The 25724-nt window shown below is 53.4% G+C and carries 20 protein-coding genes; 15 read left to right on the top strand and 5 right to left on the bottom strand.

The genetic code is table 11. The annotated features are described in order from the left end of the window. The first annotated feature begins 6 nt into the window (after positions 1-6). The 3 genes from K6R05_RS12605 (at position 7) to K6R05_RS12595 (ending at position 4207) form a co-directional block, all read left to right on the top strand. On the top strand, positions 7-1350 hold the full coding sequence (locus tag K6R05_RS12605; protein ID WP_161734230.1) for a replication-associated recombination protein A: 1344 nt from the start codon (positions 7-9) through the stop codon (positions 1348-1350). 92 nt (positions 1351-1442) lie between these two features. After that, positions 1443-2735 (top strand): serine--tRNA ligase, encoded by a 1293-nt coding sequence (gene serS, locus K6R05_RS12600; RefSeq protein ID WP_033732108.1) that lies wholly within the window; start codon positions 1443-1445, stop codon positions 2733-2735. A gap of 320 nt (positions 2736-3055) precedes the next feature. Further along, a complete protein-coding gene (locus K6R05_RS12595; RefSeq protein ID WP_222924270.1) occupies positions 3056-4207 on the top strand; it encodes an MFS transporter in 1152 nt (383 codons plus the stop codon). Positions 4208-4259: 52 nt separating this feature from the next. Here the strand turns inward: K6R05_RS12595 and pflA are convergent, their stop codons facing one another. The 4 genes from pflA to ycaO form a co-directional block, all read right to left on the bottom strand. After that, positions 4260-5000, bottom strand: coding sequence for a pyruvate formate lyase 1-activating protein (gene pflA / locus K6R05_RS12590; protein WP_161734226.1), 741 nt, complete (start codon positions 4998-5000; stop codon positions 4260-4262). A gap of 163 nt (positions 5001-5163) precedes the next feature. Next, positions 5164-7446: a formate C-acetyltransferase gene (pflB, locus tag K6R05_RS12585; protein WP_222924269.1), complete on the bottom strand. Its 2283-nt coding sequence runs from the start codon at positions 7444-7446 to the stop codon at positions 5164-5166. A 71-nt stretch (positions 7447-7517) separates the two neighbouring features. Next, a complete protein-coding gene (gene focA / locus K6R05_RS12580; protein ID WP_161734222.1) occupies positions 7518-8378 on the bottom strand; it encodes a formate transporter FocA in 861 nt (286 codons plus the stop codon). Between the two features lie 373 nt (positions 8379-8751). Beyond that, on the bottom strand, positions 8752-10515 hold the full coding sequence (gene ycaO, locus K6R05_RS12575; RefSeq protein ID WP_222924268.1) for a 30S ribosomal protein S12 methylthiotransferase accessory factor YcaO: 1764 nt from the start codon (positions 10513-10515) through the stop codon (positions 8752-8754). A 326-nt stretch (positions 10516-10841) separates the two neighbouring features. Between ycaO and serC the strand changes: the two genes are divergently transcribed. The 12 genes from serC (at position 10842) to K6R05_RS12515 (ending at position 24849) form a co-directional block, all read left to right on the top strand. Beyond that, positions 10842-11927: a 3-phosphoserine/phosphohydroxythreonine transaminase gene (serC, locus tag K6R05_RS12570; protein WP_161736096.1), complete on the top strand. Its 1086-nt coding sequence runs from the start codon at positions 10842-10844 to the stop codon at positions 11925-11927. 82 nt (positions 11928-12009) lie between these two features. After that, positions 12010-13296, top strand: a complete 1287-nt coding sequence (gene aroA, locus K6R05_RS12565; protein WP_161736095.1) for a 3-phosphoshikimate 1-carboxyvinyltransferase — start codon at positions 12010-12012, stop codon at positions 13294-13296. 199 nt (positions 13297-13495) lie between these two features. Next, a complete protein-coding gene (cmk, locus tag K6R05_RS12560; protein ID WP_013357315.1) occupies positions 13496-14182 on the top strand; it encodes a (d)CMP kinase in 687 nt (228 codons plus the stop codon). A 108-nt stretch (positions 14183-14290) separates the two neighbouring features. Beyond that, the gene (rpsA, locus tag K6R05_RS12555) at positions 14291-15964 is read left to right on the top strand and encodes a 30S ribosomal protein S1 (protein ID WP_003849352.1); all 1674 of its coding nucleotides are present in this window, start codon (positions 14291-14293) and stop codon (positions 15962-15964) included. 82 nt (positions 15965-16046) lie between these two features. Continuing rightward, positions 16047-16331, top strand: a complete 285-nt coding sequence (gene ihfB, locus K6R05_RS12550; protein ID WP_003849360.1) for an integration host factor subunit beta — start codon at positions 16047-16049, stop codon at positions 16329-16331. Between the two features lie 203 nt (positions 16332-16534). Continuing rightward, the gene (locus K6R05_RS12545; RefSeq protein WP_222924267.1) at positions 16535-18790 is read left to right on the top strand and encodes a DNA internalization-related competence protein ComEC/Rec2; all 2256 of its coding nucleotides are present in this window, start codon (positions 16535-16537) and stop codon (positions 18788-18790) included. Between the two features lie 34 nt (positions 18791-18824). After that, positions 18825-20573 carry a lipid A ABC transporter ATP-binding protein/permease MsbA gene (msbA, locus tag K6R05_RS12540; RefSeq protein ID WP_010669759.1) on the top strand — a complete coding sequence of 583 codons (1749 nt, stop codon included), beginning with the start codon at positions 18825-18827 and terminating at the stop codon, positions 20571-20573. Continuing rightward, positions 20570-21556 (top strand): tetraacyldisaccharide 4'-kinase, encoded by a 987-nt coding sequence (lpxK, locus tag K6R05_RS12535; RefSeq protein ID WP_161736093.1) that lies wholly within the window; start codon positions 20570-20572, stop codon positions 21554-21556. Before msbA ends, lpxK begins: the two co-directional genes overlap by 4 nt. A gap of 39 nt (positions 21557-21595) precedes the next feature. Beyond that, the gene (locus K6R05_RS12530) at positions 21596-22810 is read left to right on the top strand and encodes a winged helix-turn-helix domain-containing protein (protein ID WP_222924266.1); all 1215 of its coding nucleotides are present in this window, start codon (positions 21596-21598) and stop codon (positions 22808-22810) included. Between the two features lie 105 nt (positions 22811-22915). Continuing rightward, complete coding sequence (locus K6R05_RS12525; protein WP_003849374.1) at positions 22916-23098, top strand: Trm112 family protein; 183 nt, start codon at positions 22916-22918, stop codon at positions 23096-23098. Then, positions 23095-23844 (top strand): 3-deoxy-manno-octulosonate cytidylyltransferase, encoded by a 750-nt coding sequence (gene kdsB / locus K6R05_RS12520; protein ID WP_161736091.1) that lies wholly within the window; start codon positions 23095-23097, stop codon positions 23842-23844. Before K6R05_RS12525 ends, kdsB begins: the two co-directional genes overlap by 4 nt. Positions 23845-23955: 111 nt before the next feature. Next, the gene (locus K6R05_RS12515; protein ID WP_222924265.1) at positions 23956-24849 is read left to right on the top strand and encodes a phosphotransferase; all 894 of its coding nucleotides are present in this window, start codon (positions 23956-23958) and stop codon (positions 24847-24849) included. On the opposite strand, the gene elyC is transcribed toward K6R05_RS12515, so the two are convergent. Next, entirely contained in the window at positions 24829-25614 is a 786-nt protein-coding gene (gene elyC, locus K6R05_RS12510) for an envelope biogenesis factor ElyC (RefSeq protein WP_161736089.1), read from the bottom strand. The genes K6R05_RS12515 and elyC overlap by 21 nt on opposite strands. Positions 25615-25724: the final 110 nt, after the last annotated feature.

Raw genomic sequence — 25724 nt, 5'->3', positions numbered from 1 at the left:
GTCACGGTGAGTAACCTGTCTCTGGATTTTTCCACCGAAAATTTCAAACCTCTGGCCGCGCGTATGCGGCCAGAAACATTGAAACAGTACATTGGTCAGCAACATCTGCTGGGTGCGGGCAAACCACTGCCGCGCGCGATTGAAGCAGGGCACCTGCACTCGATGATCCTGTGGGGACCACCCGGGACCGGCAAGACGACACTCGCTGAAATCATTGCGCATTATGGTAACGCCGATGTGGAGCGTATCTCAGCTGTCACTTCGGGTGTGAAAGAGATTCGTGAGGCAATTGAGCGTGCCCGCCAGAATAAACATGCCGGGCGGCGCACCATCCTGTTTGTGGATGAGGTCCATCGGTTTAACAAGAGCCAGCAGGATGCTTTTCTGCCGCATATCGAAGATGGCACGATTACCTTTATTGGCGCGACCACCGAAAACCCCTCTTTTGAACTTAACTCCGCGTTGCTCTCCCGCGCCCGCGTCTATCTGCTGAAATCGCTGACTCTGAAAGATATTGAGCAGGTGCTGGATCAGGCGATGCAGGACAAAACACGCGGGTATGGCGACAGTGATATTGTGCTGCCGGACAACACGCGCAGGATGATTGCTGAGCTGGTTAATGGCGATGCACGCCGGGCGCTGAACACGCTGGAGATGATGGCGGATATGGCCGAAATCACCGCCTCGGGTCAGCGTGAACTGACGCCGCAGTTGCTCAACGAAGTCTCGGGTGAGCGATCCGCGCGTTTTGATAACAAAGGCGACCGCTTTTACGATCTGATTTCGGCTCTGCACAAATCTGTGCGCGGTTCGGCACCCGATGCGGCGCTTTACTGGTATGCACGCATTATTACCGCAGGTGGCGATCCGCTCTATGTGGCACGCCGGTTGCTGGCTATCGCCTCAGAAGATGTCGGCAATGCCGACCCACGCGGTATGCAGGTGGCAATTGCGGCCTGGGATTGCTTTACGCGTGTCGGGCCGGCAGAAGGGGAGCGTGCTATTGCGCAGGCAATTGTCTATCTGGCCTGCGCGCCTAAAAGTAATGCGGTCTATAACGCGTTTAAGGCTGCAATGCGTGATGCGCGCGACCATCCCGATTACGATGTACCTGAGCATCTGCGCAATGCGCCGACTAAGCTGATGAAAGAGATGGGCCTGGGCAAAGAGTATCGTTATGCCCATGACGAAACCAACGCTTATGCCGCCGGTGAAGTCTATTTTCCGCAGGAACTGGCCAGCGCACGCTATTACACTCCAACCCAGCGCGGGCTTGAGGGTAAGATTGGTGAAAAGCTAAGCTGGCTCGCTGAGCAGGATCAAAATAGCCCGACAAAACGCTACCGCTGAAACAGACGTTACGGTAATGTGGGCAATGTTTTCAACGCATTCCGCAGGAATGCGTCCCTTCTTTCAACCAACTTTTTATACACAGGATAAGCATGCTCGATCCCAATCTGCTGCGTAACGAGCCAGACGCAGTCGCAGAAAAACTGGCACGCCGGGGATACAAACTGGATGTGGAAACGCTGCGTTCGCTTGAAGAGCGTCGCAAAGTACTGCAGGTGGAAACTGAAAATCTGCAGGCAGAGCGTAATTCCCGATCCAAATCCATCGGTCAGGCCAAAGCACGTGGGGAAGACATCGAGCCGCTGCGTCAGGAAGTGAACGCGCTGGGCGAACGCCTGGATGCCGCAAAAGCAGAACTGGATGAACTGCAGAATCAAATCCGTGACTTTGCGCTGGCGCTGCCGAACATTCCGGCAGATGAAGTGCCGCTGGGCAAAGATGACAGCGAAAACCAGGAAGTGAGCCGATGGGGTACACCGCGCGAATTCAGCTTCCAGGTTAAAGATCACGTTGAGCTGGGTGAAGCGGCGAAAGGTCTGGATTTTGCGGCTGCCGTTAAACTGACCGGTTCGCGCTTTGTGGTCATGCAGGGGCAGATTGCCCGCCTGCACCGTGCACTGAGTCAGTTTATGATTGACCTGCACACTGAGCAGCATGGCTACCTTGAAACCTACGTGCCTTACCTCGTTAACCACGAAACGCTTTATGGTACCGGACAGCTGCCTAAGTTTGGCGAAGACCTGTTCCATACCCGTCCGCTGGAAGAGCAGTCAGACAGCAGCAACTATGCGTTGATTCCTACCGCGGAAGTGCCGCTGACCAACCTGATGCGCGACGAGATCGTGGAAGAGGATAGCCTGCCGGTTAAACTGACCGCGCATACGCCATGCTTCCGTTCTGAAGCGGGTTCTTACGGTCGTGACACGCGCGGCCTGATCCGTATGCACCAGTTCGACAAAGTTGAAATGGTGCAGATTGTCACTCCGGAACAGTCAATGGATGCGTTGGAAGAGCTGACTGGTCATGCAGAGAAAGTGCTGCAGCTGCTGAATCTGCCGTATCGTAAGGTTTTACTCTGTACTGGCGATATGGGCTTTGGATCGACCAAAACCTACGATCTGGAAGTCTGGCTGCCAGCGCAGAATACCTATCGTGAGATTTCATCCTGTTCCAACATGGGTGATTTCCAGGCGCGTCGTATGCAGGCGCGTTATCGCAACAAACAGGAAAAGAAACCGCGTCTGGTTCATACCCTGAATGGCTCAGGTCTGGCCGTAGGCCGTACTTTGGTCGCGGTGCTGGAGAACTATCAGCAGGAAGATGGCCGCATCACCGTACCTGAAGTTTTACGCCCCTACATGAATGGCGTTGATATCATCGGCTAAGCGATTCACAATCTCTTAAACCCGGCTATGGCCGGGTTTTTTTATGCCTGATTTTTGAAAAAAAGGATTTATTGAGACGGAATTTATTCACAAATAAACGTTATCGATACCAGGTGCGCCGGAACGCTTAAAAAGCTAATTTTTCATAGAGATAGCGTTCAGCAGCGTGCCGCATAATACAATTGTAACCCACTGAAGATTAGTAGATTAAATTGTCCCGCAGCAAAATGTGCTGCTGTCAAATTCGGCCCATTGACTTTAAAAAAGCCAGTGGCAAACTGCGCGCAATTTCCTTCATTTTGCTCTGGTTTTTATCCCCTATGTCAACCTGGTCACGCCCCGTGATATTGCTGCTTTGCGGCCTGATGTTAATGACTGTCGCCATTGCCGTGCTGAATACGCTTGTTCCGCTGTGGCTGACGCATGACTTACTGACAACCTGGCAGGTAGGTATCGTAAGTTCCTCTTATTACACCGGCAATCTGGCAGGTACATTGCTGGCAGGCTGGTTAATCAGGCATTACGGGTTTAATCGCAGTTATTATCTGGCAACAGGACTCTTTGCCGTGGCAACGATTTGCCTGGTAGCGATGGAAGGTTTCTGGGCATGGAGTTCGCTTCGTTTTGTCGCGGGCGTAGGCTGTGCACTGATGTGGGTCGTGGTTGAAAGCGCACTTCTCTGTAGCGGAACCGTCCGCAATCGTGGACAGCTACTGGCTGCCTATATGATCGTTTATTATCTCGGCACTGTAACCGGTCAGTTACTGGTCAGCACACTCTCAACAGAATTACTGAGCGTAGTACCCTGGGTCACTTCGCTGGTGTTCTGCGCGGTACTGCCGCTGGTCTTCACACGGGTATCAGCCACCGGTGAAGCGGCTGAAGCGGCACCGGCTCGCATCTGGCCGATGCTTCGTCGCCGCAGTTCACGTCTCGGCATCAATGGGTGCATTATCTCCGGTATCGTTTTAGGCTCGCTTTATGGCCTGATGCCGCTTTACCTGTCGCATCAGGGAATGAGTGATGCCAATGTCGGCTACTGGATGGCGTTACTGGTTAGCGCAGGGATTGTCGGGCAGTGGCCAGTTGGTCGTCTTGCCGATCGTTTCGGCCGCTTGCTGGTGCTGCGGGTGCAGGTCTTTGTCGTTATCCTGGGGGCGATGGCCATGTTAACCAATGCCGCAATGGCGCCAGCGCTGTTTGTTCTGGGACTGGCAGGCTTCACACTCTATCCGGTGGCGATGTCCTGGGCTTGCGAGACAGTCGCACATCATGAACTGGTTGCGATGAATCAGGCGCTGCTGATGAGTTATACCGTTGGCAGTCTGGCTGGACCCGCAATGACCTCTGTTCTGATGCAGAATTATTCTGACCGGCTGCTGTTTGTGATGATCGCCGCAGTGGCGCTGATCTATCTGCTGATGCTGCTGCGTAAAGTGGATCAGCAGGCGACGCCAGTGGCACATGCCTGATCGCTGAACAGTAAAAAGGGAGCGTTAAGCTCCCTTTTTTATGACCGATTATTCAGTACATCACTTCGTGACCGTAGCTGGCGAGAATGTTTTTAACGCGTTCCATCGTCTCTTTCCCCGGTGGTTTCACCCCATCCAGCTTGTACTCTTCACCCATCGCAATCCATTTATGCTTACCCAGCTCGTGATAGGGCAGTAATTCAATCTTCTCGACGTTCTTCATGTCACGTGTGAATTCACCCAGCCGATGCGCGGTGTCATCATCGTCAGAATAGCCAGGTACCACGACAAATCGGATCCAGGTCCGCTTGCCTTTTTTCTGCAGATAGCGGGCAAAATCCAGCGTACGATGATTGGATACACCCACCAGAATCTGATGCACGTCATCATTCATCTGTTTGAGATCGAGCATCACTAAGTCAGTCACGTCGAGCAGTTCGTCGATCACTGGATCGTAGCGGCGTACGAAACCGTTGGTGTCGAGACAGGTATGGATGCCTTCGGCCTTGCAGGCGCGGAACCAGTCACGCACAAATTCAGCCTGAAGAATCGCTTCACCCCCTGACGCAGTAACACCGCCACCAGACGCATTCATAAAGTGGCGATAGGAGAGCACATCCGCCATCAGCGCCTCGACGCTGATCTCTTTTCCGCCGTGAGTATCCCAGGTGTCACGGTTGTGACAGTAGAGACAGCGCATCAGGCAGCCCTGGAAGAAGGTGATGAAACGGATGCCGGGACCGTCGACGGTCCCGCAGGATTCAAATGAGTGGATACGACCGTTAACTGACATTGCGATGTTTCTCCAGTGAGTCTGCCGGGACAGACGGCGCAATCTCTGTTGCGCTCAGGGCAGGAAATCGATTCTGAGAGGAACCTTGATGAAGATGACCATCAGAACAGACTTTTTAAGGAAAAGGCTCCGCGAGGAGCCTTTTTATCGGGTTTAGCCGTGATTACAGTGACTGTGTGAAGGTACGGGTAATCACATCCTGCTGCTGCTCTTTAGTCAATGAGTTAAAGCGTACAGCGTAACCAGAAACGCGAATTGTCAGCTGCGGATACTTCTCCGGATGCTCCATCGCGTCCAGCAGCATTTCACGGTTCATGACGTTGACGTTAAGGTGCTGGCCGCCTTCGATGCTGGCTTCGTGATGGAAATAACCATCCATCAGACCGGCAAGGTTGGTTTTGCGCACATTATCATCTTTACCCAACGCGTTTGGCACGATTGAGAAGGTATAGGAGATACCATCTTTCGCATAGGCAAACGGCAGTTTAGCGACAGAAGTCAGTGAAGCCACAGCACCTTTCTGGTCACGACCATGCATCGGGTTAGCACCGGGTCCAAACGGTGCGCCAGCGCGACGTCCATCCGGCGTGTTACCGGTTTTCTTACCATACACCACGTTCGAAGTGATAGTCAGGACAGACTGCGTCGGCACGGCATTGCGATAGGTAGTCAGCTGTTGAATTTTCTTCATGAAGCGTTCAACCAGATCGCAGGCCAGGTCATCAACGCGGGCATCGTTGTTACCGAACTGTGGATATTCACCTTCGATATCGAAGTCGATCGCCAGACCATCTTCGTCACGAATCGGTTTCACTTTGGCGTATTTAATTGCTGAAAGTGAATCCGCAGCAACAGAAAGACCGGCGATACCACAGGCCATGGTGCGATAGACATCCCGGTCATGCAGGGCCATCAGTGCCGCTTCATAGCTGTACTTATCATGCATGTAATGGATGATGTTCAGCGAAGTCACATACTGCTTCGCCAGCCAGTCCATGAAGTGATCCATACGCTCCATGACGGTGTCGAAATCCAGCACGTCGTCGCTGATTTTGTCGCCTTTCGGTCCGACCTGCATTTTCAGTTTTTCATCCACGCCGCCGTTGATTGCGTAAAGCAGCGTTTTCGCCAGGTTGGCACGTGCGCCAAAGAACTGCATTTGTTTGCCGACAATCATCGGGCTCACGCAGCAGGCGATGGCGTAGTCGTCATTGTTGAAATCAGGACGCATGAGGTCATCGTTCTCATACTGCAAAGATGAGGTATCGATAGAGACTTTAGCGGCGTATTTCTTGAAATTAATGGGCAGTTTTTCTGACCACAGAATGGTCATGTTTGGCTCAGGTGAAGGACCCATGGTGTAAAGGGTATTCAGGAAGCGGAAAGTGCTTTTGGATACCAGTGTACGACCATCAACGCCCATACCTGCCAGTGATTCGGTTGCCCAGATTGGGTCACCAGAGAACAGCTCATCATATTCTGGGGTACGCAGGAAGCGAACCATGCGCAGTTTCATGACCAGATGGTCAATCAGTTCCTGAGCCTGTTCTTCCGTCAGCTTACCGGCTTTAAGATCACGCTCAATGTAAACATCCAGGAAGGTTGAGACGCGGCCAAAGGACATGGCAGCACCGTTTTGTGATTTAACGGCAGCCAGGTAACCATAGTAAGTCCACTGCACAGCTTCTATCGCGTTGGTGGCCGGACCGGAAATGTCATGACCATATTTTGCGGCCATCTCTTTGATCTGGGCCAGCGCATGATGCTGATCGGAGATCTCTTCACGCAGACGAATGGTCGCCTCGAGATTCACACCGTTCTCTAAATCTTCCTGCAGTGATGCGAACTGAGAGAATTTATCCGCCATCAGGAAATCGATGCCGTACAACGCCACACGACGATAGTCACCGATAATACGACCACGACCATAAGCATCAGGAAGACCGGTCAGAATACCTGATTTGCGGCAGCGCAGAATGTCCGGGGTATAAACATCGAAGACACCCTGGTTGTGTGTTTTGCGGTATTCGGTGAAGATTTTTTTCAGAGAAGGGTCGAGTTCACGGCCATACACTTTGCATGAACCTTCGACCATTTTGATGCCGCCATAAGGAATGATGGCGCGTTTTAATGGTGCTTCAGTCTGCAGACCAACAATTTTTTCCAGAGACTTATTAATGTAGCCCGCGTCGTGCGAGGTAATTGTGGAGGCGAGATCGGTGTCGAAGTCGACTGGCGCGTGGGTGCGGTTCTCAATTTTGATGCCTTCCAGCACGCTTTCCCACAGCCTGGTGGTTGCTTCAGTGGCGCCCGCCAGGAATGACTCATCACCTTCATAGGGGGTGTAGTTTTTCTGAATGAAGTCGCGCACATTGACGCTGTTCTGCCATTCGCCTTCAGCAAATCCTTCCCATGCTGAAGCCAGTTTTGCATTAAGTTCGGTCATAATATACCTGCCTTATATGAAGAGACTTTACGGTCGGGCACAGTCAACGTCCTGTGCCGTCAAAAATGCGTTTAATGTACCTGGTCACCTTTGCGGAGATAGATAACCCAGTAAGTCAGCCCAACCAAAACGCCACCGCCGATGATGTTACCGATCGTTACGGGAATCAGATTATGGAGAATAAAGTTACTGACGGTCAGCGAATGAAACTGTGCAGCCGTGGTGCCAGCAGCCTGCCAGAACTCAGGTGTTGCGAAGTCGCGGATAGTAATGGCATAGGGAATGAGAAACATGTTAGCGATGCTGTGTTCGAAACCGCTGGCGACAAACATCCCAACAGGCAGAATCATCACGACCAGCTTATCGGTCAGGCTGCGACCGGAATAGCTCATCCAGACGGCGAGGCAGACCAGCAGATTAGCTAATGTACCCAGACAGACTGCTTCTATAAAGGTGTGATGCATCTTGTGATCGGCGGTTTCCAGGACATTCAACCCCCATGCACCATTCGCAACCATATGCTGTCCGGCAAACCACATCAGGGCGACAAAGAAGAGTGCACCGGCCAGGTTACCGGCGTAGACGTTAATCCAGTTGCGGGCCAGTTGACCCCAGCTGATGCGACCACTGGCTTTAGCCACGACGATTAGTACCGTCGAGGTAAAAAGGTCGGCGCCACACACCACGACCAGCATCAAACCGAGAGAGAAGCAGATACCGCCAATCAGTTTGGCTATACCATAAGGCATCGCGCCACTGCCGGTAGTCGCTGTAATATAAAAAACGAATGCGATTGAGATGAATACGCCAGCGTTTATGGCCAGAAAGAAGGTAGTAAAGGGATGTTTGGTTGCTTTATAGATACCGGCGTCTTCGGCCACTTTCGCCATTGCGGCGGGTAATAAAAGATTAAAAGGGTTGTCAGTTTTCACACTAACTTACTCCTGAAGTTGTCTGAAAAAATACTAACAAAGGAGTATAGGTCAGTAATTGATGTGGATCATGTTTGACGAAATGGTAGCCAGGCTATCGCGTTTAAATGGAAAAATAATTTCGTAACTTACTGAAAATAAAGTATTAAATAAATTTTAAAAATACAAATATATTTTAATGACAGGCGATTGCGCGCGTTTTTAATTCAAGCGGTGTTATAAATTAATATCTTATATGTTAAGTAAAATAATGGAATGTGGCGGAAGGTATTTTTATTACAGCTAATGTTTCATTGAGATAGAGGAAAATTATGGCACCAGATAAATCCAGTGCCATGTTGAGCTATCTGTTTCCAGCGTCAGGCGTTATGCCTTACGCTTTTTTCCAGTAATGACGTTTGGCAGCTTGCAGTTTTTCGTATGCAGCAAGCAGGGATTGATGAGCCGGAAATGCCTGCAACTCTTCATCCACAGCCTGAAGCCCATTAAACGGATTCTCACCACTGATAGCGGCGGAAGCCGCTTCCATTGCGTTCTCACCATACATACGCAGGAAGGCGTGATGATATTGCAGCGGATCGCGCTCATCTTCCATTGCCAGTAACAGCAGGGTCTGCAGGCAACGATAGTAATTAGCCCGCTCTGGCGTAAAGATTGAGCTGTTAAACTCCATTGTCCATTCTGTCCAGATCAATGCCTGATCCAGATCGCCGCCCGCCAGCGCCAGCATCGCTTTTAGTTCGCCAATACGCAGCGTGTACCAGCCGTTGTCTTTACCGGTTGCCAGACCCAGCAGCTCGCGAACACGGGTGAAGTCGTCAAAACCTTCATCATCCAGCTGTCCAATCAGATCCAGATACTCTTCCGGATTCCAGTTGCTGTCAGGCAGGGCAAGCAGGGTTGCACGGATGCCAGCACCCATGCTGTTATTCGCCAGGAACAAATCTTCCGCCGGGTAGATATCAGACATGCCAGGTACGATAATGCGGCAGGCATAAACACCCAGGTGCTCGTAGTCAGCGATATAGACTTCCTGATCTTCTGAAGCGAAGATCGCCATCAGCGTAGCAAATTCCTGCTCGGTGCTGCCTGCGAAAGACCAGTCGACAAAGGGATAATCCGCCGTCTCTTTAAACAGATCCCAGGAGATAAGACCGCTTGAATCGATGAAGTGTGTTTCGAGGTTGGCATGTTCAGCCACTTCTTCGTCATCAAAGGTCGGTGGTGTAAACACATCCAGATCTTTGAGGCTGCGACCCTGCAGCAACTCGGTGACGGTACGCTCCAGCGCCACACCGAAATCAGGATGCGCACCAAATGAGGCAAAGCAGGTGCCGTTGGTCGGGTTAAACAGTACCACACAAATAACCGGATATTTGCCACCCAGCGAGGCGTCATAAGCGAAAATCGGGAAGCCTTCTGCTTCAAGGCGCGCAATCGCTTCAATGACGTCAGGATAGCGCTGCATCACCTCATCAGGAATCGCTGGCAGGCTGATTGCTTCCGCAATAATGCGGTTTTTAATGTAGCGCTCAAACACTTCTGAAAGCCCCTGAACACGGGCTTCATTTGCGGTGTTACCTGCAGACATGCCATTTGAAACATAGAGGTTGCCGATAATGTTCATCGGAATATAGACAGTGTGCTGATCGGACTGGCGGGTAAAGGGCAGAGTGCATATACCACGCTCAGCATTGCCGGATTGCAAATCAATGAGGCCGGAAGCCGTCAGAGCATTGTCGGCATCGTAAAACGCGTGCAGGCGCGCATCCAGAATGCCTTCAGGTAAGGAATCATCCTCTGGTAACGCAAACCATTTTTCATTGGGATAGTGAACAAAATCACCGTCAGCGATCTTTTTCCCCAGCCAGAAGTCAGCAAAAAAATAGTTAGTAGAGAGACGCTCGAAATACTCACCCAGTGCAGAGGCCAGTGCCGCTTTTTTACTGGCGCCTTTACCATTGGTAAAACAGAGCGGGCAATCGCGGTCGCGGATATGCACTGACCAGACATGGGGGACAGGATTCAGCCAGGAGGCTTCTTCAATGTTAAAGCCAAGATCCTGCAGCTTGTTCTGGAAACGCGCGATGGAGTCTTCCAGTGCGGCATCTTTGCCCGGGATAAATGTTTGCGTCATAGTGCCGCTCTCTCTGTTGTCATAGGGTGCGTAAAGCGCGCCATGATACGGATTTTGCTAACTGACCGCTATCAGGGCGGGACATTTTTACCGGCTTAGTTTACCGACGTAGTTTTCATCACAGCGGCACTCTGGCCAAACGCAAATTGATGGCGCTGGATAAAGCCTCACAAAATTCCGTTCAGATTTGCATTGGTAACATAACCTCCGGCGAGCCGGATTCAGAAAATGTGACCGCACCCTGATTTATGATTGCAGCTATCAGAATGCAGTGATAAAACCGGATGGTTATTCATAACCGTTCGATATGACAGTGGTGAGGGGAAATGACGCAAGTTTATAATTTTAGCTCTGGCCCGGCGATGCTACCGGTTGAAGTCCTTCGTCGTGCAGAACAGGAGCTGACGAACTGGCGCGGTCTGGGTACCTCTGTAATGGAGATCAGTCACCGCAGTAAAGAGTTTATTCAGGTGGCTGAGGAAGCGGAGCAGGACTTCCGTGATCTGCTAAAAATACCGGCTAATTACAAAGTTTTATTCTGTCATGGCGGCGCGCGTGCGCAGTTCGCTGCAGTACCGGGTAATCTGCTCGGGCAAGCGACCAGCGCCGACTATGTCGATGGCGGCTACTGGGCACACAGTGCAATTAAAGAAGCGGAAAAGTATTGTTCTCCGCGTACGCTGGATGTGAAAACCACTCGCGATGGTAAACGTGCCATTCTGCCGATGAGCGAATGGCAGGTGAGTGAATCGTCTGCTTATCTGCATTTCTGCCCGAATGAAACTATCGATGGCATCGCCATTGATGAACAGCCCGATTTCGGCAATAAAACTGTTGTCGCTGACTTCTCATCTACCATTTTGTCACGTCCGATCGATGTGAGCCGCTATGGCGTGATTTATGCGGGTGCGCAAAAAAATGTCGGTCCGGCCGGGTTAACGCTGGTTATCGTTCGCGACGATCTGCTGGGTCAGGCGCACGCCTCTGTACCTTCAATTCTTGATTACAAAGTGCTGGCCGATAATGATTCGATGTTTAATACCCCGCCAACATTTGCATGGTATCTCTCAGGCCTGGTGTTTAAATGGCTGAAAGAGAAGGGCGGTGTGGCCGAAATTGATCGTATCAATCAGGCAAAATCTGACCTGCTTTATGGCGTTATCGATCACAGTGGCTTCTACCGTAACGATGTGGCTAAAGAAAATCGCTCGCGCATGAATATTCCTTTCCAGCTGGCGGATGCGTCGCTTGATGCACTGTTCCTGGAAGAGTCATTTAAGGCAGGATTGCATGCGCTTAAAGGCCATCGTGTAGTAGGCGGTATGCGCGCCTCTATTTATAATGCGATGCCGCTGGAAGGTGTGAAGGCGCTGACCGATTTCATGGTCGACTTTGAACGCCGTCACGGCTGATTATTAAGATATCAGCGTTGATGCTGATGCCAGACCTCGTCATAGGGCGAGGTCTCTGTATTTTTTGAGGATTTCGTTTCACATGCAGGACTCCCTGACTCTCCAACCGATCGCGCGTGTCGATGGCACCGTAAATCTGCCCGGCTCAAAAAGCGTTTCCAATCGCGCATTGCTGCTGGCTGCGCTGGCTGAAGGTACCACCCGTCTCACCAACCTGCTCGACAGCGATGATGTTAAGCATATGCTGAATGCGCTGACCGCGCTGGGCGTAAGCTATACGCTCTCCAGCGATCGCACCGTGTGTGAAGTGACGGGAAATGCCGGGCCGCTGCACTCCTCTCAACCGTTGTCGCTGTTTCTGGGCAATGCCGGAACCGCAATGCGTCCTCTGGCCGCTGCACTCTGTTTGGGCGAGCACGATATTGAGCTGACCGGCGAACCCCGCATGAAAGAGCGTCCAATCGGGCATCTGGTTGATGCACTTCGTCAGGGGGGAGCAAGTATTGAGTACCTGGAAAACGAAAACTATCCGCCGCTGCGTTTACGCGGTGGTTTCACCGGGGGGGAAGTCAGTGTAGATGGCAGCGTCTCCAGTCAGTTCCTGACAGCACTGCTGATGACCGCGCCGCTGGCACAGCAGGATACCTGCATCACTATCAAAGGCGATTTGGTTTCCAAACCTTATATTGATATCACACTCAATCTGATGCAGTGCTTTGGCGTCGGGGTTGAGAATCAGAACTATCAACGCTTCCTGATTAAGGGACAGCAACAGTATCAGTCACCGGGCGATTACCTGGTTGAAGGCGATGCCTCTTCCGCCTCCTATTTCCTGGCTGCCGGCGCAATAAAAGGTGGCACGGTTCGCGTCACCGGTATCGGACGCCAGAGTGTGCAGGGCGATATCCGTTTCGCTGATGTGCTGGAAAGGATGGGTGCGGTAATTGAGTGGGGCGATGATTTCATTGCCTGCACGGCCGGAAAACTGCAGGCCATTGATATGGACATGAACCATATCCCGGATGCTGCCATGACCATCGCGACCACCGCGCTGTTTGCCGACGGCACGACCCAGTTACGTAATATTTATAACTGGCGGGTAAAAGAGACTGATCGACTGAGCGCAATGGCTACAGAGCTGCGTAAAGTGGGGGCTGAAGTTGAAGAGGGCCATGACTATATCCGTATTACACCGCCAGCATCGCTGATTCATGCTGATATTGGTACCTACAACGATCACCGCATGGCAATGTGTTTTTCGCTGGTTGCCCTTTCCGATACACCAGTAACTATTCTCGATCCTGGCTGTACAGCGAAAACCTTCCCGGACTATTTTGTTCAGCTGGCTAAAATCAGCCAGCACGCCTGATATCGCCTTTCCGGTGCGGTTCCGCACCGGGTCTCCCCCTGATTTAATCTGGCTGTAACCTGACCGATATCCTCTGAATTGACTAACATTTCGAACCCGGTCAGTGCGAAAGGGTAACCAAGCCTTGCTATGCAGCGTATAATGCTAAGCATTAAGGGTGACCTGAAGGTCATAATGCACGCAGCAACAGGAGGGAATAATGACAGTAACTGCCCCGGTCATAACTATTGATGGGCCAAGTGGAGCGGGAAAGGGAACCCTGTGCAAAGCGATGGCAGAATCGCTGCAGTGGCATCTGCTGGACTCCGGTGCTATTTATCGCGTGCTGGCGTTAGCGGCATTGCATCATCAAGTGGACATTGAATCTGAAGAAGCGCTGGTGCCGATTGCTGCACATCTTGATGTGCGCTTTTTGTCACAGAATGGTGAAATGCAGGTCATACTTGAAGGTGAAGATGTTACCGGTGAAATCCGCACTCAGGAGGTCAGCAACACCGCCTCACGTGTCGCTGCCTTTCCGCGGGTGCGCGAAGCGTTATTGCGCCGTCAGCGCGGTTTCCGTGAGATGCCGGGCCTGATCGCTGATGGCCGCGATATGGGCACCGTGGTTTTCCCGGATGCGCCAGTAAAGATTTTCCTTGATGCCAGCCCGGAAGAGCGTGCTCAGCGACGTATGCTACAGTTGCAGGGAAATGGCTTTAATGTTAACTTTGACCGCCTTTTAGCCGAGATAAAAGAACGCGACGACCGCGATCGTAACCGCGCAATTGCGCCTTTAGTCGCTGCTGCCGATGCACTGGTTCTGGACTCTACAGAGATGTCTATCGACCAGGTCATTGAAAAAGCGCTACACTATGCCCGCGAGAAGCTGGGCATTCCGGCTTAACTGAATTTATCACCCTGTACCACGGATCCGGTGCCGGGCATGTGAAACAACCCCATCCGACATGAAGTCAGATGGACGTTAAATTGAAGAATCCTGAAGATTATCAATATGACTGAATCTTTTGCTCAACTATTTGAAGAATCCTTAAAAACAATCGAAACCCGCCCGGGTTCTATCGTTCGTGGCATCGTCGTTTCTATCGACAAAGATGTCGTTCTGGTTGATGCGGGTCTGAAATCTGAATCTGCAATTCCTGCAGAGCAGTTCAAGAACGCAGCCGGCGAACTGGAAATCCAGGTAGGCGACGAAGTTGATGTTGCTCTGGATGCAGTGGAAGACGGCTTCGGTGAAACCCTGCTGTCCCGTGAGAAAGCTAAGCGCCATGAAGCATGGATCACGCTGGAAAAAGCTTACGAAGACGCTGAAACTGTTACCGGTGTTATCAACGGCAAAGTTAAAGGCGGCTTCACAGTTGAGCTCAACGGTATCCGTGCGTTCCTGCCAGGTTCACTGGTAGATGTGCGTCCGGTGCGCGATACGCTGCACCTGGAAGGCAAAGAGCTTGAGTTCAAAGTCATCAAGCTGGATCAGAAACGCAATAACGTCGTGGTTTCACGTCGTGCGGTTATCGAATCCGAAAACAGCGCAGAGCGCGATCAGCTGCTGGAAAACCTGCAGGAAGGCATGGAAGTTAAAGGTATCGTTAAGAACCTCACTGACTACGGTGCATTCGTTGATCTGGGCGGCGTTGATGGCCTGCTGCACATCACTGATATGGCATGGAAACGCGTTAAGCATCCAAGCGAAATCGTTAACGTTGGCGACGAAATCACCGTTAAGGTGCTGAAGTTCGACCGCGAGCGTACCCGTGTTTCTCTGGGTCTGAAGCAGCTGGGCGAAGATCCATGGGTTGCTATCGCTAAACGCTATCCGGAAGGCACCCGCCTGACCGGTCGTGTTACCAACCTGACTGATTATGGCTGCTTCGTGGAAATCGAAGAAGGCGTTGAAGGTCTGGTACACGTGTCTGAAATGGACTGGACCAACAAAAACATCCATCCGTCTAAAGTTGTTAACGTAGGCGATGTTGTTGAAGTTATGGTTCTGGACATTGACGAAGAGCGTCGTCGTATCTCCCTGGGTCTGAAACAGTGTAAATCTAACCCATGGCAGCTGTTCGCTGAGACGCACAACAAAGGCGATCGTGTTGAAGGTAAAATCAAGTCAATCACTGACTTCGGTATCTTCATCGGCCTGGACGGCGGCATCGACGGTCTGGTTCACCTGTCTGACATCTCCTGGAACGCGACCGGCGAAGAAGCCGTTCGTGAGTACAAAAAAGGCGATGAAATCGCTGCCGTTGTACTGCAGGTTGATGCAGAGCGCGAGCGTATCTCTCTGGGCGTTAAACAGCTGGCAGAAGATCCGTTCAACAACTACATCACTCTGAACAAGAAAGGTGCCATCGTCACCGGTAAAGTGACTGCAGTTGATGCTAAAGGTGCTACAGTTGAATTAGCAGACGGCGTTGAGGGTTACCTGCGCGCTTCTGAAGCTTCACTGGACCGCATTGAAGATGCAACTCTGGTTCTGAACGTTGGCGACGACGTTGAAGCTAAGTTCACCGGCGTTGATCGTAAAAACCGTGTCGTAAGCCTGTCTGTCCGTGCGAAAGACCAGGCTGATGAGAAAGAAGCTATCAATACTGTTAACACCAAACAGGAAGAAGGCAATTTCTCTAGCGCTATGGCTGAAGCGTTCAAAGCGGCTAAAGGCGAGTAATCGACCTGAAGCACCGGGTGGGCAACCACCCGGTTTCGGTAAAAGCTGTCATACATTCCTACAGGGATAAACCGGAGGTTACATGACCAAGTCAGAACTGATCGAAAGACTGGCGGGACAGCATACTCATATACCGGCGAAAGTCGTTGAGGATGCAGTAAAAGAGATGCTTGAGCATATGGCCACTACGCTGGCACAAGGCGAACGCATCGAAATCCGGGGATTCGGCAGCTTTTCTTTGCACTATCGCGCTCCGCGTACTGGACGTAACCCGAAAACGGGTGACAAAGTGGATCTGGAAGGTAAATACGTTCCCCACTTTAAGCCAGGCAAAGAACTGCGCGATCGCGCAAATATCTACGGCTAAGCCGATACCGAACCAGATAAACGACATCTCCGGATGTCGTTTTTTTTGCCTGCTATCCAGGTTGAGACCTGACATCCAGATTACGGTCATCCACACTGCAATGCCGCGCTCTCCTTGCGAAACGGCTCCAGCCTCACTCATTGTCCACTGTTAATTTCTCCCCAATTGCCCAGAATAATCGAACTGAATCAATGGATATGATTATGCTGACATGGACCATTCTGGCGCGACTGGCGATCGTTGCAACGTTACCGCTACTGCTGATGGCGCGGCTGCCTTCCGGTGAGGTGATGTGGGGCTTCCTCCTCACAGGACTGGCTCTGCTGCATTGCCCTTACCAACCTGTCCGTCTGGCCGGTCTTACTCTGCTGTTTCTGGCATGGGCCTGTAACGACGCGCGTCTGATGGTGCGGGATATCGAAAAGTTCTCGGCGCGTCCTGCCACCTACACCCTTCAGATCAGTGAACTGCGAAAAGAGCGGAAGCAAATCCGGGTTCGTCTGCTTGAAGAACAGGGCAGGATGATATTTCCGCCTCGCTTTGCCTGGCTCTTTTTCGATACTGATCCAGAGATTTACTGTCCGGGCCAGCGCTGGACCATGCACCTCCGTCTGCGACCGGTCCATGCCCGCCTTAATGAAGGCGACTTTGATGCACAGCGTTTTGCACTCGCGAATAATACGCCGCTTCAGGGGCGGATCCTTAAACAGGATGCTATCAGCGATCGCTGTGATGGCCGCTGGCGATTTATTGTAGGGCACCGTGACAGGACCCGTGAAATGCCTTCGCGTGGCACGCTGGAGGCGCTGGCATTTGGTATCCGGGAGGAAATGAGCCCGCAGACGCGCCAGCTACTGCGTGATACCGGCACGGCGCACCTGATGGCGATATCGGGCATGCATATTGCCCTGGCAGCCAGCACTGGCTGGGTGCTTGCGCGAGGCGTGCAGTTTATATTGCCAGCCCGCTTTATCGGCTATCTTTTTCCCCTCATCGTGAGCTGGCTGTTTGCAGCAATCTATACCTGGCTTTCAGGGGCGCAGCCTCCTGCAGCCCGTTCTCTGCTCGCCCTGACGCTATGGACGATAACACGGCTTGCGGGTGTTCAGCTGAACAGCTGGCAGATCTGGACGTTCTGTATTGCGTTGCTGCTGGTGATGGATCCACTGACCGTGCTGTCTGACAGCTTCTGGCTTTCGGTACTGGCTGTCGGCATGTTGCTGGTCTGGTATCACTGGTTCCCGCTGCCTGCACAGTTCCGCCATCAATGGCGCTGGATTCCGGTACAGCTACTGCATTTGCAGGCGGGCATGATGATTTTAATGGTGCCGTTGCAGGTGGCGATTTTCAACGGCATCAGCCTGACTGCGCTGGTGGCGAATGTTGTCGCGATTCCGGTCGTCTCGTTTATTACCATGCCTCTGGTGACGCTCGCCCTGCTGCTACCGGTGGCGCATTTATCTGGCTTCTTCTGGGGAGCGGCCGATCTCTCTTTACGCGCACTGTTTCATTGCCTGACGTTGCTGCCACCAGGCTGGTGGCCGCTGAGTGGCACAACCTGGTTTACGGTCATGGTATGGGGTGGCCTGATTCTCTGGCGTGCGCAGCTCTTCTTCTCTCTGCCACTAAGCAGCTGCGCGTTAGCGCTGGCGATGATACTGAGTCGCCAGCCAAATCAGGAGCAGGGCTGGCGCATCGATATGCTGGATATCGGGCACGGTCTGAGTCTGGTGATCAGCCAGGGCGACGAGGCCGTAATGTATGACACCGGCCCGCGCTGGCAGAACGATAATGCGGGGAGTCGGGTGATCATTCCGTGGCTGGAGCGCAGGCAGTTACGGTTAAAACAGGTCATCCTGAGTCATAAGCATCTGGATCATACTGGCGGGCTGGAGGCGATTACGCAACGCTGGCCAGCGGTTGACGTCAGAAGTGCGCTGGCTGATGAGGCACACTTACCCTGCGTACGGGGCACGCAGTGGCGCTGGCGGCAGCTCCACTTTCGGGTGGTCTGGCCGCTGACGGCCCCCCTGCCGGGCGGAAATAATGACTCCTGTGTGGTGATCGTCGATGATGGTCAGGTTCGTCTGATGTTAACCGGTGACATTGAAGCGAAAGCGGAACGCCAACTGGTGGCGCTGGAGAAGCAGGGGCTGAAGGTCGATATTCTGCAGGTCCCGCACCACGGCAGCCGTACTTCGTCGACCTCATTGCTGCTGCGTAAAGCCGCAGGCCACACCGCTATCGCCTCGCTGGCACGCTACAATGCATGGCGTATGCCCGCGAAAAATGTGCTGGAAAACTATCGAACGGCCGGTTTTCAGTGGCTGGATACGGGCCAGTCAGGACAAATCAGTATCAGGATAGCGCAGGGCAGAGCGCAGGTTTCGACCTTGCGGGATCAATTAATGCCCCGTTGGTATCATCAGTGGTTTGGCGTCAAACGCGAATCCAGGTAGAATGGCCGGCTATTTCCAACAGCGTGAATAAATAATGCATCAAGATAAAGATCTCTCTACGTGGCAGACGTTTCGCCGACTCTGGCCGATGATCGCGCCTAATAAAGCGGGATTAATTGCGGCCTCAGTCGCCCTGATTATTAATGCTGCGGGCGACGCCTTAATGCTCTCACTGTTGAAACCGTTACTGGATGATGGTTTTGGTAAAGCTGACAGATCGGTGATGCTGTGGCTGCCGTTAGTGGTTATTGGCCTGATGCTGGTACGCGGAGTCACCAGTTATATCTCCAGCTACTGCATCTCCTGGGTCTCTGGCAACGTCGTGATGAACATCCGCCGTCGTCTGTTCAGCCATATGATGGGCATGCCGGTTTCGTTTTTCGACCAGCAGTCAACCGGCACCCTGTTGTCACGCATTACTTACGATTCTGAGCAGGTCGCCTCCTCTTCTTCGGGCGCGCTGGTCACCGTAGTGCGTGAAGGGGCTTCCATTATTGGCCTGTTTATCATGATGTTCTACTACAGCTGGCAACTGTCGCTGATCCTGATTGTACTGGCACCTATCGTCTCCTTTGCTATCCGCACCGTCTCTAAGCGCTTCCGCACCATCAGCAAAAGTATGCAGAACACTATGGGGCAGGTGACAACCAGCGCCGAGCAGATGCTGAAAGGGCACAAAGAAGTGCTGATTTTTGGCGGACAGGACATTGAATCGGAGCGCTTTTCCCGCGTCAGTAACCGGATGCGTCAGCAGGGAATGAAACTCGTTTCAGCCTCCTCCATTTCCGATCCGATTATTCAGCTGATCGCGTCGCTGGCACTGGCTTTTGTGCTCTATGCTGCCAGCTTCCCCAGCGTCATGGATACCCTGACAGCCGGTACCATCACCGTGGTTTTCTCCTCGATGATTGCCCTGATGCGCCCGCTTAAGTCTCTGACCAACGTCAACGCCCAGTTCCAGCGTGGGATGGCGGCCTGTCAGACACTGTTCTCTATTCTGGATAGTGAGCAGGAAGTGGATAACGGTACGCGCGAAATCACCCGTGCTAAAGGGGATATTGAATTCCGTGATGTGACCTTTACCTACCCTGGTCGTGAAATTCCGGCCCTGCGCAATATCAATCTGTCGCTGCCGGCAGGAAAAACGGTGGCGCTGGTGGGCCGTTCCGGTTCCGGTAAGTCTACGATGGCGAGTCTGCTGACCCGCTTTTATGACATCCAGCAGGGCGAAATCCTGCTGGACGGTCATGATCTGCGTGAGTACAGCCTGCGCTCATTGCGTAATCAGGTGGCGCTGGTGTCACAGAATGTGCACCTCTTCAACGACACGATTGCCAATAACATCGCGTATGCCCGCAGTGAGCAATACAGTCGTGAAGAGATCGAGCAGGCGGCCACCATGGCGCATGCCATGGACTTTATCAATAAAATGGATAAGGGTCTGGATACGATGATTGGCGAGAATGGCGTGCTGTTATCTGGCGGTCAGCGTCAGCGTATCGCCATTGCCCGTGCGTTGCTGCGTGATTGTCCGATTCTGATCCTGGATGAAGCGACCTCGGCGCTGGATACCGAGTCAGAACGCGCGATTCAGTCTGCACTGGATGAGTTGCAGAAGAACCGTACCTCGCTGGTAATTGCGCACCGCCTTTCTACCATTGAGAAAGCGGATGAAATCGTGGTAATTGAAGATGGCCAGATTGTTGAACGCGGAACGCATCAGGTGCTGTTAGCAGAACGCGGCGCCTATGCACAGCTGCATAAAATGCAGTTCGGCCAATGATTGAACGTATCTGGAGTGGTCGTTCACCGCTATGGCTACTGCTATGGCCATTCAGCCTGCTGTATGGCGCGATCACGGCCCTGATACGCTTCAGTTACAGGCGCGGCTGGCGTAAAAGCTGGCGTGCGCCTCTGCCGGTCGTGGTGGTGGGTAACCTGACTGCCGGCGGAAATGGTAAGACACCAGTCGTGATCTGGCTGGTTGAGGCGTTGCAGCAACGTGGCCTGCGCGCTGGCGTCGTCTCCAGAGGGTATGGCGGCAAGGCGGACCACTATCCTTTGCTGGTCACGGCGCAGACCCCCACGCAACAGGCCGGTGATGAACCGGTACTGATCGCCCAGCGCACCGGAGCGCCGGTTGCGGTTGCTCCCAAAAGGCGACAGGCGATTGAAGCGTTACTGAAGCAGGGGCCGCTGGATGTGATCATCACGGATGATGGCCTGCAACATTACGCCCTGCAGCGCGATCGCGAAATCGTGGTGGTTGATGGGGTCCGTCGCTTTGGTAATGGCTGGTGGTTGCCTGCCGGTCCGATGCGTGAACGTGCCGATCGTCTGCGGCAGGTGGATGCCGTCATCATTAATGGCGGTAAGGCCCTGGGTGACGAGATTGCGATGCAACTTCAGCCCGGACTCGCCACCAATCTGCTGACCGGGGAAACCCGCGCACCTGAGCAACTGGGCGCAGTGGTTGCCATGGCCGGTATTGGTCATCCTCCGCGCTTTTTCACCACGCTGAAACAGCAGGGTATTACGCCGGTTGCAGAGATCGCCTTTGCCGATCATCACGCCTACAGTGAAGATGAGCTGACACGATTATTACAGCCGGGTCAGCAGCTATTAATGACTGAAAAGGACGCAGTGAAATGCCGTCACTTTGCGCAGCCTGACTGGTGGTATCTGCCGGTGGACGCCCATTTAACCGGTAAAGCCGTAACGCCGTTACTGGACGATATTGAACAACGCTGCCGTCGCCGGCTCTGATAGCCGCACCCATTCAGGTGAAGCCTGATAAGGAAGAGGATGAACACCCCGCATTCACTTTCGTTACAGCAAGCACGTCATCTTCATCTCGCCGCGCAGGGCCTGCTGCGCCCTCCGGCAAAACGCGCGGTTTATCAGGATCTGATTAGCTGCATCTCCCGCATGTCACTGCTGCAAATTGATACCATTCATGTGGTGGCACGCAGTCCTTATCTGGTGCTGTTCAGTCGCCTGGGGAACTATCCTCAGGCATGGCTGGAACAGGCGCTGGCCCAGGGCGAACTCTTCGAGTACTGGGCGCACGAAGCCTGCTTTATTCCCCGCGCCGATTACAGACTGCTTCGTCATCGCATGCTCTCTCCTGAACGTCTGGGCTGGAAATACAATGCGCAATGGGTTGCTGACCACCAGCAGGCGATTACCGAATTACTGCAGCTGATTCAGCAAAACGGCCCGGTGCGCGCCGCCGATTTCACCCATGCCGATAACCCGAAGTCGGGCTGGTGGGCATGGAAACCACACAAACGCCATCTGGAAAATCTGTTTAGCGCCGGTGAGCTGATGGTCGCGGAACGCCGTAACTTTCAGCGTGTCTATGATCTGCGCAGCCGCGTCATGCCCGACTGGCAGGATGCGGTGCATGGCATCAGCGAAGCCGAGGCCACCCGACAGATGCTGATGAACAGCGCCCGTAGCTTAGGGATTTTCCGCGCGGCCTGGCTGCCGGACTACTATCGCCTTAAACGGGCACCCCTGAACGACTTTATCGCTGATGCCCAGGCCGCGGGCGATCTGGTCGCCGTCGATACAGAGGGGCTGGGTGAGATGTGGCTGCATCGTGACTACCTGCCATTACTGGAGACACCGCTGCAGGCGACGCACAGCGCGCTGCTGTCCCCGTTTGATCCGGTAGTCTGGGATCGCAAGCGTGCGCGGGAGCTGTTCAGTTTTGACTATCGTATCGAGTGTTACACCCCCGAGGAGAAGCGTAAATTTGGCTATTTCGTTTTGCCCATCCTTCATCGTGGTCAGATAAAAGGACGGCTCGATGCCCGTATGCTGCGTCAGGCAAAACAGCTGGAGATTAAAAAACTCTGGCTGGAAGAGACGACCCGCATCACGGCGCGCTTTGTGGTGGATATCCGGCGTGCAATTGAGCGCTTCGCGGTCTGGCAGGGAGCAGAAAGCGTCGCTATTCTGCAGGCACCCGATGCACTCAACGATCACTGGCCAGCCCAGTGGCGGCTGGATTAATCAATTTTGCGGCAGCCGCTGCGGGAAGGCGTTTTACCCCATCCCGCCTGCGCTGCGCTATGGTATGCTTGATGCCTTAAGCATTCGGTTCCTGATGGAGGACATATGGATCATCGTTTACTCGAAATCGTTGCCTGCCCGGTGTGCAATGGCAAACTTTACTTCAACAATGCTCAGCAGGAGCTGATCTGCAAGCCTGATGGCCTGGCCTTCCCGGTTCGGGATGGTATTCCGGTGCTGCTGGAAACCGAAGCCCGTACTCTGTCAGTTGAAGAGATTCATCCATGAGTTTCACTGCCATCATTCCTGCGCGCTATGCGTCAACCCGGTTACCCGGCAAGCCGCTGCTCGATATTCACGGTAAACCGATGGTGGTGCATGTGATGGAACGCGCCCGTGAATCGGGTGCCAGTCGGGTCATTGTTGCTACCGATCATCCTGACGTCGCCAGAGCAGTGGAGGCGGCAGGCGGTGAAGTCTGCATGACCCGCGTCGATCACCAGTCCGGCACGGAGCGGCTGGCGGAAGTGATCGAAAAATATCAGTTTGCAGATGACGAAATCATCGTCAATGTGCAGGGTGATGAGCCGATGATCCCGGCAGAGATTGTGCGCCAGGTGGCGACCAATCTGGCGGGCTCAGCGGCCGGGATGGCAACGCTGGCGGTGCCAATAACCGATGTGGAAGAAGCCTTTAATCCGAACGCGGTGAAGGTGGTCATGGATGCGAATGGCTATGCGCTCTATTTCTCACGGGCCACCATTCCCTGGGATCGGGAACGCTATGCTGCCTCACGCGAGCAGATTGGCGATACGCTACTTCGTCACATTGGTATCTATGCCTACCGTGCCGGTTTTATTCGCCGCTATGTTGCCTGGGCACCTTGTCCTCTTGAACAGATTGAGCTGCTCGAGCAACTGCGTGTTTTATGGTACGGCGAAAAAATTCATGTCGCCGTAGCAAAAACCATTCCCAGCGTGGGTGTGGATACGCCAGACGATTTGCAACGCGTCCGCAATGCCATGCAGGCCTGATATACGGGGAGTCAGTCTCCCCGTTTCAGCGCAACGTTATTGATCCGCCGCTAAACTTATCGCCAGTACTTCCTTCAGGATATTATGATACTCATCTGAGGAGGATGCCGCATGGAACAGCTTAAATCAGAACTCACGCTGGCGCTGGGTGAAAGCATCAGCCGCCTCGAATTAATCAGTGAACATCCGCCCACCCGACTCTATGCCCTGTACGATAGGCAGGGGCACCCCATGCCGATGGTGGCAAAATATTTTCGTCATCAGGGGCGGGCAGCGCTGGAAGCCAGAAAGCTGGCATTACTGGGGCAGGCCGGATTGATCCCTGTGCCAGCGGTCTATGGTCTGGTGCTGAGCCAGCAGCCGCCGGTGCATGAAACGCTTCTGATGGCGAGACTGAATGGCGTGACGGCGGAGGCGCCTGCGCGGGATGCTCAGCGATGGCAACAGTTTTGCGAGCAGGCAGTCGAGGGTCTGCTGGCCTGGCACCGGCTCGACAGCCACGGTCTGGTCGGAACGGTAGACAGCACGCAGCAGAATTGCTGGCCGGCCTGGTATGCACAACGGGTTGAGGTATTGTGGTCGACACTCAGCTATCTGCGCCCACCCGGCTTCACGCTGGAAGATCGCCAGATTCTGTTCCGCTGCCGGTCACGTCTGGCGCATCTTTTCCGCGACTTCGATGATCCCTGCGTGATGGTTCACGGCAACGTGCGGCTGCAGAGCATGCTGAAAAACAGCCGCAGTGACCAGTTAGTCGCGATGACACAGCCGGGCACGATTCTCTGGGCGCCCCGTGAATATGACCTGATCCATCTGGATACCTCACCTGCTGAGACAGCGCTGCTGCACGACTACCTGCAACGGGCACCCGTCTCTGAAGGCTTTGTCTGGCGCCGGTGGATTTATCAGCTGTGGGACTGCATCGAACATCTCGTGCAGACCGGCACGTTCAACCGCCCGCGTTTTGACCATGCCCGTGCGCAACTACTTCCCTGGCTCGGCTGAGTCGGGTTTCTCACCTTTAAGCCGCTGCAGTAACGTGCCCAGCGTTTCATACACTGCCCGTTCGCTGTGGCTCAGCCAGATCGATGAAGGTATCGCGCGTTCCCAGCCATTCAGCGGCGAGGTAATCGCCAGCTGATTGGCAGGGGCAGCAATCGGCTTCAGACCGACCGCGTGGAAAAAGCGTATCGCCCGCGGCATATGATTCGCTGAGGTGACCAGCAGCAACGTGCGATCGCCTACTACCGTTTTGACCGCCTGCGCTTCATCCGCGGTATCACGAGGCTGGTCAAGAATCTGAATGTGTTCGCGCGGTACGCCCAGACTTTCTGCCACCTGAGCGGCTACCCAGGCGCTGCTCTTCGGATTGGTGCCACCGGCAGCGCCGGTAAAAATCAGGGTCGACTGTGGATTGCGTTGCCATTGACGAATACCTTCCGCCACGCGTGGCAGACTGTTATTCAGCAGGTTTGAGCTGGGTGCCCATGCCGGGTTGAAGGTATAGCCTCCGCCCAGCACCACAATGTAGTCCACCTTCTCTGCACCGTTCCAGGTCGGATAGCGGTTATCCAGCGGCAAAAGCAGCCGATCGGCCAGCGGTTGCAGGCTCAGCAGCAGCAATAACAGCCAGCTGACAGAGATCACGGTTTTGCCGCTTTTTTGCCAGTCAGTAAACCAAAGCAGTAAAATGCCCAGCGCCATCAGCAAAAGCAGAAACGGCAAGGGTAAAAGCAGCCCGCCAATCACTTTTTTCAGGGTAAATAACATCGAAAACGCGTCCTGTTGTCCGAAAATAGAGCACCCGGAAGGGAAGATGGGGATGAAAGGTTCATTCTTCTGATGCCTGTGACAAAATAGCACAAGTCTCACCGCAGCAT

Source organism: Pantoea alfalfae, assembly GCF_019880205.1.
GTDB classification, from domain to species: domain Bacteria; phylum Pseudomonadota; class Gammaproteobacteria; order Enterobacterales; family Enterobacteriaceae; genus Pantoea; species Pantoea alfalfae.
Note: the sequence above shows the minus strand (reverse complement) of the source record. Positions and strands in the feature narration are given on the sequence as shown.